The 15,186-nt window shown below is 56.1% G+C and carries 17 protein-coding genes; 2 read left to right on the forward strand and 15 right to left on the reverse strand.

Annotation, left to right across the window (positions count from 1 at the left end; translation table 11 throughout):
• Positions 1-402 precede the first annotated feature (402 nt).
• A complete protein-coding gene (locus IY73_RS07995) occupies positions 403-861 on the forward strand; it encodes a M23 family metallopeptidase (protein ID WP_237023792.1) in 459 nt (152 codons plus the stop codon).
• 39 nt (positions 862-900) lie between these two features.
• Here IY73_RS07995 and IY73_RS01170 read toward each other — a convergent pair whose 3' ends face one another.
• From IY73_RS01170 to rpsP, 13 genes are all read right to left on the reverse strand, one after another.
• Positions 901-1,884, reverse strand: a complete 984-nt coding sequence (locus IY73_RS01170) for a tyrosine-type recombinase/integrase (RefSeq protein ID WP_063665724.1) — start codon at positions 1,882-1,884, stop codon at positions 901-903.
• Positions 1,885-1,915: 31 nt separating this feature from the next.
• A complete protein-coding gene (hemH, locus tag IY73_RS01175) occupies positions 1,916-2,929 on the reverse strand; it encodes a ferrochelatase (protein ID WP_053978699.1) in 1,014 nt (337 codons plus the stop codon).
• On the reverse strand, positions 2,895-4,070 hold the full coding sequence (gene dprA / locus IY73_RS08000; RefSeq protein WP_158408662.1) for a DNA-processing protein DprA: 1,176 nt from the start codon (positions 4,068-4,070) through the stop codon (positions 2,895-2,897). Before dprA ends, hemH begins: the two co-directional genes overlap by 35 nt.
• 11 nt (positions 4,071-4,081) lie before the next feature.
• On the reverse strand, positions 4,082-5,662 hold the full coding sequence (locus IY73_RS01180) for a YifB family Mg chelatase-like AAA ATPase (RefSeq protein WP_053961456.1): 1,581 nt from the start codon (positions 5,660-5,662) through the stop codon (positions 4,082-4,084).
• Complete coding sequence (locus IY73_RS01185; protein WP_063665807.1) at positions 5,659-6,060, reverse strand: YraN family protein; 402 nt, start codon at positions 6,058-6,060, stop codon at positions 5,659-5,661. Before IY73_RS01185 ends, IY73_RS01180 begins: the two co-directional genes overlap by 4 nt.
• Before the next feature lie 138 nt (positions 6,061-6,198).
• Positions 6,199-6,501: a DUF2469 domain-containing protein gene (locus IY73_RS01190; protein ID WP_053961458.1), complete on the reverse strand. Its 303-nt coding sequence runs from the start codon at positions 6,499-6,501 to the stop codon at positions 6,199-6,201.
• Positions 6,502-6,528: 27 nt separating this feature from the next.
• Positions 6,529-7,176 (reverse strand): ribonuclease HII, encoded by a 648-nt coding sequence (locus IY73_RS01195; protein ID WP_390175776.1) that lies wholly within the window; start codon positions 7,174-7,176, stop codon positions 6,529-6,531.
• Positions 7,177-7,212: 36 nt separating this feature from the next.
• Positions 7,213-7,980 carry a signal peptidase I gene (gene lepB, locus IY73_RS01200; RefSeq protein ID WP_082345282.1) on the reverse strand — a complete coding sequence of 256 codons (768 nt, stop codon included), beginning with the start codon at positions 7,978-7,980 and terminating at the stop codon, positions 7,213-7,215.
• Between the two features lie 141 nt (positions 7,981-8,121).
• The gene (gene rplS / locus IY73_RS01205) at positions 8,122-8,463 is read right to left on the reverse strand and encodes a 50S ribosomal protein L19 (RefSeq protein ID WP_053961459.1); all 342 of its coding nucleotides are present in this window, start codon (positions 8,461-8,463) and stop codon (positions 8,122-8,124) included.
• Positions 8,464-8,684: 221 nt separating this feature from the next.
• Positions 8,685-9,428: a tRNA (guanosine(37)-N1)-methyltransferase TrmD gene (gene trmD, locus IY73_RS01210; protein WP_053961460.1), complete on the reverse strand. Its 744-nt coding sequence runs from the start codon at positions 9,426-9,428 to the stop codon at positions 8,685-8,687.
• Entirely contained in the window at positions 9,425-9,949 is a 525-nt protein-coding gene (gene rimM, locus IY73_RS01215) for a ribosome maturation factor RimM (protein ID WP_053978700.1), read from the reverse strand. The genes trmD and rimM overlap by 4 nt, the downstream gene beginning before the upstream one ends.
• A gap of 57 nt (positions 9,950-10,006) precedes the next feature.
• A complete protein-coding gene (locus IY73_RS01220; RefSeq protein WP_053961462.1) occupies positions 10,007-10,255 on the reverse strand; it encodes an RNA-binding protein in 249 nt (82 codons plus the stop codon).
• A 2-nt stretch (positions 10,256-10,257) separates the two neighbouring features.
• Complete coding sequence (gene rpsP / locus IY73_RS01225; RefSeq protein WP_053961463.1) at positions 10,258-10,725, reverse strand: 30S ribosomal protein S16; 468 nt, start codon at positions 10,723-10,725, stop codon at positions 10,258-10,260.
• A gap of 226 nt (positions 10,726-10,951) precedes the next feature.
• Between rpsP and IY73_RS01230 the strand changes: the two genes are divergently transcribed.
• A complete protein-coding gene (locus IY73_RS01230; RefSeq protein WP_053978701.1) occupies positions 10,952-11,791 on the forward strand; it encodes an SDR family oxidoreductase in 840 nt (279 codons plus the stop codon).
• A 67-nt stretch (positions 11,792-11,858) separates the two neighbouring features.
• On the opposite strand, the gene ffh is transcribed toward IY73_RS01230, so the two are convergent.
• Together ffh and ftsY are read right to left on the reverse strand one after the other, a co-directional pair.
• Positions 11,859-13,421, reverse strand: coding sequence for a signal recognition particle protein (ffh, locus tag IY73_RS01235; protein ID WP_053978702.1), 1,563 nt, complete (start codon positions 13,419-13,421; stop codon positions 11,859-11,861).
• 144 nt (positions 13,422-13,565) lie between these two features.
• Positions 13,566-15,125 carry a signal recognition particle-docking protein FtsY gene (ftsY, locus tag IY73_RS01240; protein ID WP_053978703.1) on the reverse strand — a complete coding sequence of 520 codons (1,560 nt, stop codon included), beginning with the start codon at positions 15,123-15,125 and terminating at the stop codon, positions 13,566-13,568.
• Positions 15,126-15,186: the final 61 nt, after the last annotated feature.

Genomic DNA, 15,186 nt, shown 5'->3' on the forward strand with positions numbered 1-15,186 from the left:
AAGAGGTTGACCCGTCACTTGTGTGAACCACGGGGCCCTCATCGCCAGTTCTCCCTACAGAACAATGGAGACTGACGCTACGGGGAGAAACACCTTCCGCGAGTGGAAGTGAATCCCCGACGTAGTGCTTTCTACGCGAAGTCGAATGTACCTCTGTACGCACACATCGCAAGCGAAATTCTACCTGGTAGCCCTCCCAAAATCGAATTGAGTACGGCATAATCTGCGCACTACGTACGTAGTGCCGACACACCACCGTCATTCCATGGAAGGAGACGAACCATGCCAACTCTTCTCCGCAGTATCAGCGCCGGTATACTGGCAATTCTGTTGAGCATGAGCTCAGCGGTCACTCTCATCACTGCGGCCTTACCAACAGCTGGAGCTTTGCCGTCATCAACAATGGGTCAGGTGGCGGAACCCGGCTACGATCCGCCGATACCGGGGACCACGGTGCGCGGATTTTCCGTTGGGCCTGAACGTTGGTCACAGGGACATCGTGGTGTAGATCTAGCTAGCCATGTGGGGGAAGTTGTTCGTGCTGCGGGCCCGGGTACTGTCAGTTTTGCTGGGGCTGTTGTGGATCGGCCACTTGTGGTTATCGATCATGGGCCTTCCCCTCTCGTTCCTCCAGGCGAACACCTGTATACAGTGTATGAACCAATTCTCCCTGTGGTATCAGCAGGCCAGGTAGTTCGCCAGGGCCAACAAGTAGGAACCGTCATCGCTGGACACCAAGGTTGCCCAGGCGTGTGTATGCACTGGGGAGCGCGGTGGGGCCATGGGCATGCGGTAGAGTATCTGAACCCCTGGCTAGTGGTGAGGAACCTGCCGCTCAGCTTGCTCCGGTGGGTGGACTGACCGGTCCGCCGCATGTGGCAGTTTCGTGTATGCAGGGTGCTATCCGCGCGGATGTGCCTGTTTATGGACAGCGCGAAGACGCTCCGGAGAAACATGCGTATAAAGTTGCGTGGTAGAGAGCGATGCGTGCCCCAATAGCTCTTGCACTACCCGCAAATCTGCGCCGCCTTCCAGAAGCGCAGTGGCGGCAGAGTGTCGCAATCCATGTGGTGCCATCTCTACCCCGCCGGGCATCTCGCCGGTGGAGGTATGCACGACGTCCCGGACGATGCGGGGATCGATGCGGCCACCTCGCGCACCGATGATGAGCGCTTGGTGGGAACGTTGATTGGCCAGTTGGGGGCGGCCGGTCTGTAGCCAGGCCGTCAATGCCCGCTGTGCGGGACATCCGTAGGGAACAGTGCGCTCTTTGTTGCCTTTACCAATGACGCGAAGGACACGTCTTTCCTGGTCAATAGCGGAAAGATCAAGGTTGACGAGTTCTGCGACACGAATTCCGGTGTCGTACAGCAACTCAATTATGAGCCAGTCACGGATCGCTACCGGGTTCCCTTCGTCTGCTGCGGTGGCAAGATCAGCCAACACTTTATCCATCTGCTTATGGTGGACAACTTGCGGAAGCTGTTTTTTCACCGGCGGAGTTTGTAGGCGGGTGGAGGGGTCCGTCGCCATTCGCCCTGTCCGTACCGCCCACCCGCACAGCACGCGGGCCGATGCGATATGGCGAGCAATGGTGGCTGAGGAAACGCCACGGGTAACATCACGGGAGAGCCATTTCCGAAGCAGCGGAAGCGTAATGATGTTCCAGTTAGCCTCTGTTATGGTCTCTCGATCTGCTCCTGGTTGGGTGACGTGAAGGAGAAAATCAATGAGGCCATGCGCGTCGGCGAGATAGGAGCGTTGGGTATTGGCAGACAATTGCAATCGCACGAGGACATAGTCGCCGAACTCAGCGAGGTCGAGGGACCACGGGGTAGGTAGTTCGGCATGAACGGTGCTGAGTGCTCGATGTCCACGTCCCATACCACTACTGTGCAGAGGAAAAAAGGATAAATCAACCCTTACACAGCGGTGCGGGTGAGGTACTTTCCACCGAGTGGTAGAGCGAAACTAGGGTGCGCGTAAACGCAGGATCTGCATTGATGGGGCTAATGACCCGGTATGATTGGCCTCCTGAAGCGAGGAATTGATCACGATAGCCGAGGCGCACTTCCTCCAAGGTTTCCAAACAGTCTGCGACAAAAGCGGGTGTTGCTACAACGAGGTTGTTGACGCCTTCCTGCGGCAGCTCGGTGACGCGCTGTTGTGTTGTGGGGCCAAGCCACTCCCCTGGACCAAATTTTGATTGAAAACTCATGGAGACGGTTAGGTCGGGGAAGGCGGCAGCAATAGCATCACGGGTTGCACAGCATTGCGCTTTATAGTGTGCTGCCAGGTGGTACCGCTGATTGGGGACACCGTGGAAGGACAACAAAAGGTGGTCGCACTCCCCCGTTTTCAGATAGCACTCTATTTGCTGGTGATACCAGCCGATCATATGTGCTTCCGTGGCGAAGCTGGGGACGAATCGAAGATAGGGATGTACCGGTGCCTCCCTGTGCGTACCTTCTTGAGCGGAACTTTGGTCACTCTGGTCGAGTGCATCGTAAAAGTCGAGGACACGATTCACGACTGGTGTGACGGTGGAGGTCGCAAATTGGGGGTAAAGGGGAATGACGGTGAGGGCATCGATATCCCAGTCTGTAAGTACCTCTTCAATGGTGGGTGAGGAGGCACAGAAAGCATACTTCACATCGACGTCAGGTAAAGCTTCTTGAAGCATGTCACACTGCTGCTGGGTGATCACTGCGAGAGGGGATCCTCCAGGTGTCCATATTGCGCGATAGCGATCGATGAGTTTTCGCGGGCGAATTCGCAAAATGATGCTATGCAGAATGGGCTTCCATAAGACGGGAGGAAGATTGACGACGCAGCGGTCACTAAGCATGGAGGCGAGAAATGCTCGGATTGCGCCTTCAGTAGGCTCATCCGGGCTACCTAGGTTGACAATCAGGCACCCGTTCTTCATGTGGCACAGTCTCTTTCCGTGTCCAGCGGTCAGCGGTAACGGTGATCAGTCTACAGTCAATAAGGACTTTTAGAGACATCTGCACCTTGAGCGTCTCCAATCCTGTTTCTGCACAGATCTCCTCCAAAGAGCTAGAAAAGAAGGGAGAGACCGCATTCCATACTTTTTTCTCATCTTCAGTTAATCGGTCTATCGGGGAATTCACGCTTTCTAGCGGTAGTGCTAACTGTCCAATTGGACCAAGCTCTTCCAGAATCTCCGCCCCTCTTGTCACCAATGTGGCTCCCTCACGAATGAGACGATGGCATCCGGCACCATCCACATCCTGGCTGCTGTGTGGCACAGCCATCACGGGTTTACCTAAATCACGTGCCCAACTGGCTGTGTTGAGGGCGCCTGAACGCCATGCTGCTGAGGTCACCAGCACTCCCTGAGAAAAAGCAGCGAGAAGACGGTTGCGGGAAAGAAAACGATAGCGGGCTGGACGGGTACCCGGCGGGTACTCACTGACGATGAGCCCATATTGTGCGATGTTTCGGGCCAGTGTGGCGTGTCGTGCCGGATAGACTCTATCCAATCCGCACGCCACCACGGCGATTGTTGGTGCCCCTAACTGCACTGCCGTCTGATGTGCGATGCCATCAACTCCGCAAGCCAGCCCAGAAACGAGACCAACATTCTCGGCCGCTATTTCTGCACATAACGTGGCGGTGATTCTCTTCCCATCAGTTGAGGGATGCCGACTTCCCACCACTGCAACTGAAGGACAATGGAGAATGTCAATATTGCCTTTTATCCAGAGCGCGTAGGGTGCCCATGCAGCTGTGTCCCTCGCCTGCCGCGCATACATCGCGGAATAGCAAAAACCCGCCAAGTGCGCACTTGGCCACTCGGGCATATCAGGAGTCAATAAACGGAAACCATTAGCCTTTGCGCACTGCAGATCTTCCTGTGCACAGTCCCAATCTCGGCGCGCCCGCACGCGGTGTTCTAGGACCTCCGGCAGATGGTCATTGTGTCGAATGACATAGGCAGTTTCTTCTGGGCCAAGCTCAGCAATGAGATCTGCCAATGGGGCACAAGGGCCTTCCACAACTCGCGAGAGGTAAGCCCATGCTTCTTGAGTAGTTGTCTGAGTCATAGTTACCGTGATTAAAGATCGTCGAGTGGACTGCGTAGTTGGAGGGCTGTTGTCACTTCTCTGCTGGTAGGAGCAACTTGTCCAGCAAGGTCGGCAAGTGTCCATGCCACCCGGATGGTGCGCGACAATCCCCGCGCTGAGAGAACCCCCGCACGAAGTTGGCTGTGAACTGGTCGTAGCGCTGTGGCGGGGAGTGAATGGTCATCAAGTAGCGCGTCGGGGACATCACTGTTGGTGTAATGGTCACCCCACCGTTTAGCTGCACGAAGACGTGCCTCTATAACGTGTTCACGAAGTTCGCTGGAGCTCACCCCACGCCCTTCGGTGAGCGCTGCTAAACCTACTGGCCCAATCCGCACACGTAGATCTACCCGGTCCAAAAGCGGACCGGAGAGGCGCGCTCGGTAACGTGCACGGGTAGCACTGGAACAGCGGCACTCTTGCGGTGAAGGAGCACCACATGGGCAAGAATTACCGGCAAGCACAAGCTGACAACGCGAAGGATAAGTGACAGTGCCTTTGCTTCTACTGAGACGTACTTCGCCTTCTTGCAAGGGAGTACGCAGCATATCAAGGACGCCTGCCGGGATCTCGGTGCACTCATCAAGGAAAAGAACACCTCGATGCGCAAGCGATATCACACCAGGCAAGGCATACCCACTACCACCACCCAAGAGTGCTGCTGAGGTGATACCGGCATGTGGCGCCTCGAAGGGAGGCCGGGTAATGAGTGGCTGAGTGGGATCAATCTTGCCTCGCAGTGAATGCAGTGCAGTAACTTCCAAGGCCTGTGCATACGCGAGTGGAGGAAGGATAGTAGGTATACGCTGCGCGATCATCGATTTTCCTGCACCCGGAGGGCCAAGCATGAGCAGATGGTGTCCTCCTGCGGCAGCAATAAGGGCAGCTTCCACCGCTGGGCGTTGACCACGGATATCTGAGAAATCTCCAGGAGATGCTCTATTCCCCGAGGCAGCCAGAATTCCCTGAGTCTCACGCTGGCACTCTCGAACTTCCGCAGCGTGGGGCACGCCGTCATGTTCTGTAGTGGCCTTTTTGTGCGGTTGGGAGATTCCTTTGTGAAGAGAGTCGAGGAGTGTAGTGAGATGGTCTGCCGGAATAATCTGCAACCCGGTGACGAGATGCGCCTCTGCACTGTTTGCCCGGGGAACCACCAGAGTTCGGATCCCTGCGTCAAATGCTGCTGCAGCCATCGGCAAAACACCGTGGACAGGCAAGACACGTCCATCGAGTCCCACTTCACCGAGAACCGCTAGTGCCTGTGCTGAGCTGACGAGATCCGGCAGGTGTGCTTGTGCAGACAAGATGGCTAAGGCGATGGCGAGATCGAAGTGTGCCCCTGTTTTGGGAATATCTGCAGGTGAAAGGGAGAGGGTGAGACGTTGTCGGGGCCACGGGAGGCCGACAGTCGAAAAGGCGGAGCGGAGGCGATCTCCTGCTTCACGAACCGCTGTATCAGCGCGGCCAACAATATGGGTGGCGGGCAACCCTCCCCCACAATGTGCTTCCACGGTCACTACAGTGGCGTGTAATCCCTGCATAGTGAGGCTGTACGCAACTCCTACGCTCATCGCAGCACGTCCCGGAAATGCCGAATCTCAAATCCTTTAGTGGGGTTGCCTAGTAGTGAGAGTACGTCGAAGCGTATTTCGTCATATGGCGGAAGAAAATCCGGAGTCTCTTTATACAGAGAGATGAGCCATCCTGAGGCAATCAGACGGATTGTCTTCTCTTTGGCTCGCGTGATAGCTTCTTCCGGCCAGCCTGCATGGACGGTGCGCCGTGTTTTTACCTCGATGAAAACGATATGGGCAGCGTCATGATCAGCCGCAATGATGTCGAGTTCACCACGAATTCCTGGCAAACGTACATTCCTCGCGAGGATTGTGAAATGGTGGTCACACAGCCATTGCGCGGCAATATCTTCGCCGAGCGCTCCGAGCTCTTGAGGTGTCAACGTATCGGTCATGCCTCCCAGCATGACTCACCCATATTCCTTTTCGTACGGCAGAGGAGGAGAAAGAAGGGCTTATACACAATTCTCCGTGAATGTGGAGAACCCCACTGCTGAGTAGATTAAAAGTAACAGAGTTACGGAGTTACGGGGTTACGGCAATTCAATATCTGGTTTGTCCAGCTCTTCGATATTGACGTCCTTGAAAGTGACGACTCGAACGTTCTTCACGAAACGCGCCGGGCGATACATGTCCCACACCCAAGCATCCGACATTCGAACTTCGAAGTAGACCTCTCCCTGGCTATTTCGCGGAATCATTTCTACGGCGTTAGCAAGATAGAAGCGACGCTCTGTCTCCACGACGTAGCTGAACTGGTTAACGATGTCCTTGTATTCGCGGTACAAGGACAGCTCCATCCTGGCTTCATAGTCTTCCAGGTCTTCTACACCCATTCGCTATTCCTCCTCGACAGGTAACGTTTAGCGCATCCCCGCAATGCTGTGGGCTTTTGCCACGTTCGCATAACTCATGCGGTGTATGGGGCTTACTCCATAGTGTTCCATAGCGGCTTGATGAGAGGCCGTCGCATAGCCTTTGTGTCCTGCAAATCCGTATTCGGGGAATGCCTCGTCATAACCGACCATAATGTGGTCTCGGGAAACCTTCGCCAGCACACTGGCGGCAGCAATACAGGAAACGTTAGCATCTCCTTTGAGGACAGACAGTGAAGGCATGGGAAGCCCCGGGACTGGAAAACCGTCGGTGAGAACATAACCAGGTAGGACGTTCAACCGCGCGACCGCTCTGCGCATCCCCTCAATATTTGCCCGCTGTATGCCAATCTCGTCCACCTCAGTAGCGCTGAAATGCACAATGGACCAGGCGACCGCATGTTCTTGGATGAGCGGAAAAAGACGCTCCCGGCGTGCCGGCGTGAGCTTTTTGGAGTCGGTGAGCCCTGCCAGATCCGGGATACAGACATCCGGCAGAATGCAGGCAGCAATAGTGAGCGGGCCAGCACATGCTCCACGTCCAGCTTCGTCAACTCCCGCAACTGGACCGCACCCGTGGGCAATGAGCATTTCCTCCATCTCATGGAGATGGGTGGCGTCACGCGTTTTGTTCACCATGGTCGCAAGGGAAACAATCGGAAGGATAAAAGACTACTTGGGCTGAACCAGCGGCTGAGAGTCCACCTTCTGCCAACGGTTTACAGGCCAAATGATGGTCTGAACTTTGCCGCGGATATTCTTCACCGGAACGGCCCCGTGGTACTGGTCTTGCATGTGATAGCGGGAGTCGCCGGAGTCTGTCCGGTTATCGCCCATCACCCACATAAATCCCTTGGGGATAGTAATGGGGCCAAAGTAGGGGCCACCGCAGGCGTTGGATCCGTTGGGGTTTCCTCCCCAATCAATAACGGGCGGATAAAGGGTGTACGCGGAGTCGATAACATGGTCATCAACGGTAATGCCCTTGTCCCCAGGCTGGCAGCGAACGGTTTGCCCTCCCACAGCAATGATGCGCTTCACTAGGTCATTCTCATCCGGGGGCACTAATCCGACGAAGGAGCCGGCATTCTGCAAGGCTCGAATAAAGGGATCGTCGGAGCGGCTGGACTCAAATGTATCATTCCACGAGTCAGGACCTTTAAACACGACCACATCGCCGGGTTTCGGATCCCCGGTGCGATAGCTGATCTTATCGACGAGAATACGGTCGCCAATCTGCAGGGTAGGCATCATCGAGCCCGAGGGGATGACGTAGACGCGCGCGAACACATTCTGTACGAGAGCACTCAAAGCTAACGCGATCACGACGATAATGAGGACTTCTTTGAGGAAGCTCAGCACACCGATTCCGGCGGACTTTTCTTTCTTTTGACGGTTATTGTCCCCATCAGCAGTGTTTTTTTCTGTGCGACCAAGCATTCTTCGGGTGGGCCTTTCACTGTGGCGCGAGGTGCGGTGAGCGTGTCCGATAATAACTCTGTGTACAGGATACGACGAACCGGACCAGAAGTCCTGGCGGCTCTGATCCGGTCCGTAGAAGTCTCAATGAAAAACGAAAGATTAACGCTTTTCCTTAATCTTGGCAGCCTTGCCGTGGCGGTCACGCAGGTAGTAGAGCTTGGCGCGACGAACATCACCACGAATGGCGACCTCAATCTGATCAATGTTGGGGGAATGTACCGGGAAAGTACGCTCCACGCCGACACCGAAGGACACCTTGCGCACGGTGAAGGTCTCACGAATGCCAGAGCCCTGGCGACGAATGACAACACCCTTGAAGACCTGGATACGTTCCTTGGAGCCTTCGATAACTTTCACGTGGACATTGACGGTATCGCCGGGACGGAATGCCGGGATGTCATCACGCATCGACTGTGCGTCGACGGAATCAATGAGGTTCATAATAGTTCCTTGCATGCTAGTCATAAGGCAGAGGAACCTAGCGGCAGGTGCTCAACTGGTTCGTACCCCGATCAAACAGTTTGTACGTGCGTAGTTGATCCATGAGCGGTTCACCACACAAGGTGCACAAACAACAGGCTAATTCTGCCATATAACGTGGCTTTCCCCTAATCGCATTCGGATTCAAGACGCCCCAAGGCACACTAGACTACCGCACTCTCCTAGCCGTCAGCCTGCCCCGCCAGGGAATCTAGAAGATACTGGTCTTGCGGGGTGAGATCCACACTGCGGAGCAGCTCGGGGCGTCGCTCGTACGTGCGTCGCAGGGATTGTTCGCGCCGCCACTGGTCAATCCGGGCGTGATGCCCCGACAACAACACCTCCGGCACAGCAAGATCGCGCCAGACCTCAGGACGAGTATACGAAGGCCCCTCAAGAAGACCGTCGGAGAAAGAATCTTCCTCATACGAGCGTTTGTTGCCCAGTACCCCGGGGAGGAGTCGAATAATCGCCTCACTGATGACCAGTACAGCGACCTCTCCCCCATTGAGGACGTAGTCTCCGATGGACACCTCAACGACACGCATCCGACGCCGCGCATCGTCCACCACACGTTGATCGATACCCTCGTAACGCCCACACGCAAACACGAGATGCGTTTCCTGAGACCAGGATGCTGCATCGCGTTGGGTGAACGGATGGCCTGCGGGGGTAGGCACGATGAGGAGTGGGTCATCCGTGAGGTCAACGGTGTCTAGTGCTTCTCCCCAAACGTTTGGTTTCATAACCATCCCCGGACCGCCGCCATAGGGTGTGTCATCGACAGACCGATGGACGTCGTGGGCAAAGTCTCGGAGATTATGGACCTGCACGTCCACCGTACCTGCCTCAATGGCTTTTCCAGGAAGCGACTGATGAAGCGGGACAAGGTACTCCGGGAAAATAGTAAAAATGTCTAGTTTCATGATAGCTCCCACAGCCCTTCCGGAAGATCGACGATAAGACGACCACCAACAACGTCGACCTCTGGAACCATGGCAGCGACAAAGGGCACGAGATGTGTACGCCCCTCGGCATCAGTAATGCTGAGCAAATCCTGAGCTGTATAGGGCAGGACATCCGTCACCTCACCGAGCTTCTCTCCCCCACTGGTAACGACCTCAAGTCCGATGAGCGAGGTGACGTGATACTCGTCTTCTGCCGGGTTGTCGGCATTAACGAGCTCGTCAGAATCAATGATGATGTCAGCGCGGCGAAGTTCATCTGCGGCAGCCCGATCATTGATATCAGCGAGGTGGATGAGAAGTCTGCCCTGATGCCAACGAGCGGCCGTCACCTCATGGTGAGAGGTAACGCCGCTCGTAAGACGTAATGTAATTGTAGTGCCTACCGCGAACCGTTCGTCGGGGGAATCCGTACGGACGTCGACTACAAGATCGCCACGGATTCCGTGGGATTTGATGACGGTACCGGTGGCTAGCTCCATGGGGTAACTCCTTGCGGTGACAGCAACTACAAGTTTCTGCCTCCAGCGTAATGGTAGTTACCGATCAGAATCTACAACGTCGACGCGCAAATTGCGTCCACCCAGGGCGGTAACGACAGTGCGCAGCGCGGTGGCGTTACGCCCGCCACGGCCAATAACTTTGCCCAGGTCATCCGGGTTAACGGTGATTTCGATGGTGCGGCCACGACGACCGTGCACCAGGGCGACTTCCACGTCATCCGGATTGCTGACAATACCGCGGACCAAGTGGTCAACGGCATCCGCAACGATGGTGGCGTTCAGCATTGTTATTCAGCCTCAACAGCCTCGTCAGCGGCATCCTCAGAAGCAGCTTCTTGAGCAGCGGCAGCCTCTTCCTTCGCCTTCTTGTCAGCCTTACGCTTGGCGGTGATGGCCTCGGCGGCGGGCTCGTTGGCGGCTTCTTCGAGGGCCTTATTGAAGAGATCCAGCTTGGAGGGCTTGGTCTCAGCAACCTTGAGGGTACCTTCGGTACCAGGGAGGCCCTTGAACTTCTGCCAGTCGCCGGTAACCTTGAGGAGATTCAGCACAGCATCGGTGGGCTGAGCGCCAACACCGAGCCAGTACTGGACACGTTCGGAATTAATCTCGATGACGCTGGGCTCGCGCTTCGGGTGGTACTGACCGATGGTCTCGATGGCGCGGCCAGAACGACGGGTACGGGCATCCGCAACGACAATACGGTACTCGGGGGTGCGAATCTTGCCGAGACGCATAAGCTTAATCTTGACAGCCATGAACGGCTCCTTTTCTGTGTCACAGGGGAATGCAGCGATACAGGGTCTGTATCCGGTTTTCCCCCTCGAGTGGGTGTGACGGCCGGCCGGCGCATCTGGAAGGTACAACCCCTCGCAGAAACCGGATCCGACGCCCTCTTTAGGTCCTTATTAACTAATGTAGACCAGGGATTAATTCTGCCAGAGATGGAGACAAGAGGGAAATTCACTGTTTAAAATCCTTGCTATGGCAGATCAGACACAATCCCTTATTCATCCGCAGTATTCTCCGCATGTCCTCATAACGGGCGGGTCCAGCGGTATTGGACGTTGCACCGCCGAACGGCTCGCTGAGGCCGGCTACACCGTCTACGCCTGTGCCCGGCGTTGTGAAGAAAAAACGGAAGACTTTGCCTCTGGCGGCTCAATTATCAACCACCGTATGGACGTCACCGATCCGGAGTCAATTAAGGCTGTTATCGACACTATCCCGGATCTGGGCATCATCATTCACTGTGCGGGATTTGGTGTCGCTGGGTCCTGCGAATGTATTCCCCTTGACCGCGTTCGTGCACAGATGGAGACCAACTACTTCGGCGTCCTCAACGTTAACCAGGTAGCCCTCCCCCGTCTCCGCGAGCATAAAAACTCTCTGGTTATTGTGATCAGCTCCGTTGCAGGTTTCCTCTCCATACCCTTCCAATCGCACTACTCCTCGTCGAAGTACGCGGTGGAAGCCTACGTCGATGGTTTGCGTATGGAAGGACGCCAATTCGGAATTAAGGCCACACTGGTCGAACCCGGCGATACCAACACTGAGTTCACTGCCGCACGTACCCATGACGAACCGCCGGACTCCCCCTACTTCGCCACCGCGGATGCCGCTGTCAAGCAGATGGCCCACGACGAAGAGAATGGTGTCCCTCCTAGCAAGGTGGTGGATGCCATCGTGAAGATGTTAAGAAAGAAGAATCCCCCCATTCGTCAAGCAGTTGGAGCTGACTATCGCCTCGTGTACTGGGTGAAGCGACTACTGCCGAATACTCTGCTGGAATGGGGCCTCCGCAAGACCTACATCAAGAAGTAGCTGTCAGTGAAGAATCCCCGTTGAATACGTTCAACGGGGATTCTTCACTGGTCTTTGGCGGAAGTGCCTAGAACTTGGGGAATTTCAGTTTGCTGAGGTCCATCCCCTCAAGTCCAGGTGGCATTTGTCCAAGGCCGCCGCCCAAGCGGGAAAGATCCGGCATGCCGTTTCCGGCACCTGGTATGCCGGGCATGCCAGGCATACCTTGTGGCATACGCTGCTGGGAACGTCCCTTCCCCTTGCGGTTGTTCTTCCCCTTCTTGCCTTTACCTTTTCGACGGTTACCTGCGGGACCCATCCGGTTCGTGAGCTTATTCATCATCTTGCGAGCCGTCAGGAAACGCTCCACCAGCTGGTTCACCTCAGTGACGGTGACGCCAGAACCGGCCGCAATACGCCGCCGACGGGAAGCGTTCAGAATCGTTGGGTCCTCCCGTTCGGCAGGAGTCATGCCGCGGATGATTGCCTGAATATGGTCCAGTTGTTTCTCATCGACGGAGGCAGCTGCCTGCTGCATCTCTTTTCCGCCGGGCATCATGCCGAGAATAGTGGAGAGGGGCCCCATGCGGCGCACCATCAGCAGCTGGTCGAGGAAGTCTTCCAGCGTTAGCTGCCCGCTCATCATGCGCGTCGCGGTCTTCTCAGCTTCCTGCTGGTCAAAGACCTGTTCTGCCTGCTCGATAAGGGTGAGGAGGTCGCCCATGCCAAGGATCCGGCTTGACATACGGTCCGGGTGGAAGACATCGAAGTCGTCCAGCTTTTCACCAGTGGAGGCAAACATAATGGGCACGCCCGTCATCTTACGCACCGACAGGGCAGCACCGCCACGGGCATCGCCATCGAGCTTGGTGAGGACAACACCCGTGAAACCGACTCCATCACGGAAGGCTTCGGCTGTCGTGACGGCATCTTGGCCAATCATGGCATCAAGAACAAAGAAGATCTCGTCGGGGTTGACGGCATCACGGATCGCCCGTGCTTGACCCATCAGCTCCTCGTCAATGCCGAGTCGACCGGCCGTGTCGATGATGACGACGTCATGAACCTTGCGACGAGCCTCTTCGATACTCTTTCGGGCAACTTCGGCCGGATCACCGGAGGTACGGCCGAGAGGGTTGTCGCCTGCTCCCACACTCGTCCCGGGGTTGGGGGCAAACACCGGAACCCCGGCGCGCTCACCAACAATCTGCAGCTGGCTCACGGCACCGGGACGCTGCAAGTCACATGCCACCAGCATAGGGGTGTGACCATGTGCTGCAAGGTAGCGGGCAAGTTTGCCGGCAAGGGTGGTTTTACCGGCACCTTGTAGACCAGCCAGCATGATGACAGTGGGAGGGGTCTTGGAGAAATTGAGACGTCGTGCTTCCCCACCGAGAATGCTGGTGAGCTCTTCGTTAACGATCTTGACGAACTGCTGAGCCGGGTTGAGGGCAGCGTGAACCTCTGCTCCCTTGGCACGAGTTTTAACACTCTTGACGAAACTCCGCACGACGGGAAGTGCAACGTCAGCATCGAGCAGGGCGAGGCGAATTTCCCGTGACGTCGCATCAATATCGGCATCAGTGAGCTTACCTTTGCCTTTGAGGCCTTTGAGAGCGTTTCCTAGGCGATCGGACAGAGACTCAAACACGTGTGTTTTCTCCTGGAATGGGGGCAGGGCGATGTACGCCGCATCAATTCTTCCTCATGTTACCTGCCTACCTCGTGAGAAGCGCGGTCGGTTCCGCAAAGCCAGGTGCTCCTCACTCGGAGCCAGAGACAGATGGGGGTAATTTTAGGCCAGCAGGGCGTCGACGAAGGCCGCCGGCTCGAATGGCGCAAGGTCATCTGCGCCTTCTCCCAAACCCACCAGCTTCACCGGAACACCTAGCTCTTCCTGCACTTGGAAGACGATACCGCCTTTCGCAGTACCGTCGAGCTTGGTGAGCACCACACCGGTGATGTCCACAACATTCTTAAACTCCTTGGCCTGCAGAATGCCGTTCTGTCCTACCGTTGCGTCAAGAACCAAGAGGACTTCATCAACGCTGGCCTTCTTAGAGACCACACGCTTCACTTTGCCCAGTTCGTCCATGAGACCCGTCTTGGTATGTAACCGTCCGGCAGTGTCGATCAGTACCGCATCGACTCCTTGCTGGACACCCGCATCGACAGCATCGAACGCGATGGCAGCCGGATCGGCACCTTCCGCACCGCGGATTGTCGTAGCACCTACCCTATCGCCCCATGTCTGGAGCTGGTCAGCGGCTGCTGCACGGAAGGTATCTGCGGCTCCCAGCAGGACGCGTCGTCCGTCACCAACGAGCACACGGGCAAGTTTGCCCGTCGTGGTGGTCTTTCCTGTGCCGTTGACACCCACCATGAGGAGGATGGCGGGATGGTCGTCATGTGGAAGAGCCTTGAGAGAGCGATCAAGCTCGGGATGGCACTCTTCAATAAGAATTTCCCGTAACAGAGCTCGTGCACCGGCTTCATCATGGATCGATGAACTGACAAGCTCATCTCGCAGGCGGTCTACCATCCGCATAGTAATGGCGGTACCGAGGTCGGCCATGATGAGTGTGTCCTCGACTTCTTCCCACGCATCCTCGTCGAGGTCACCGGCACCGAGGATACCGAGGACACCGTTCGAGAAGACGTTGTTCGATCGCGAAAGACGGCCACGGAGACGAGAAAGCCGACCGCGGGCTGAGGGAACCTTTTCTGACACCGGAGCAGGCGTGGGTTCCTGATCGCGTGGCATTTTGGCGACGTCGTCCGCCCCTCCTTCATTCGGGATGCTCTCTACCTCGGTGGGCGCATAAGGGTCCCCAGTGGGGAATCCGTGTTCTACAGGGGTGACGTCCTCTTCTGTAAGTGGCCCGGGAGCAAGCAGGGGTTCATTCGACAGCGGCGGAATAGGATGAATCTCCGATACACCTGGCTCGGGAATCTCGACTGGAGTGGGGGCTTCAGTCGGTGCGGGATCCTGCGACGCTTCAACAGGCGGAGTACTAGATACAGGAGTTTCCCCGAGCCCTACGGAAGCTTCGGTGACGTCATCGAGGGGAACAACTGGCGCAGGATAGGGAACCAGTGTGGGGTCGGGAGCGGGCTTCTTTTTGGGCGTAGGTGCCTTCTGTTTTAGCTCTCCTGAGCCTTCCGAGAAGGAAAAACCTCCGCCTGCACTGTACGAGCCACTGCGTTCTTTCCCCTGCAGTTTCTTCTTTTCAGAGAAGGTGATAGCGTCTTGCTTCTTCTTTTTAGTCCCCAGAGCAAGCACGATCGCGCCAGCGATAATAATGACGCCGACGACGACACCAACGATTACGGCGATGAGAGTATTAGTATCCACGGTACTAGTGTGTCAGGTTCTCGCTATCCTTGCAGGAACCACCTCCCAGTGAGTGTGAATT

The sequence above is a fragment of the Lawsonella clevelandensis genome (assembly GCF_001293125.1).
Lineage (GTDB): Bacteria > Actinomycetota > Actinomycetes > Mycobacteriales > Mycobacteriaceae > Lawsonella > Lawsonella clevelandensis.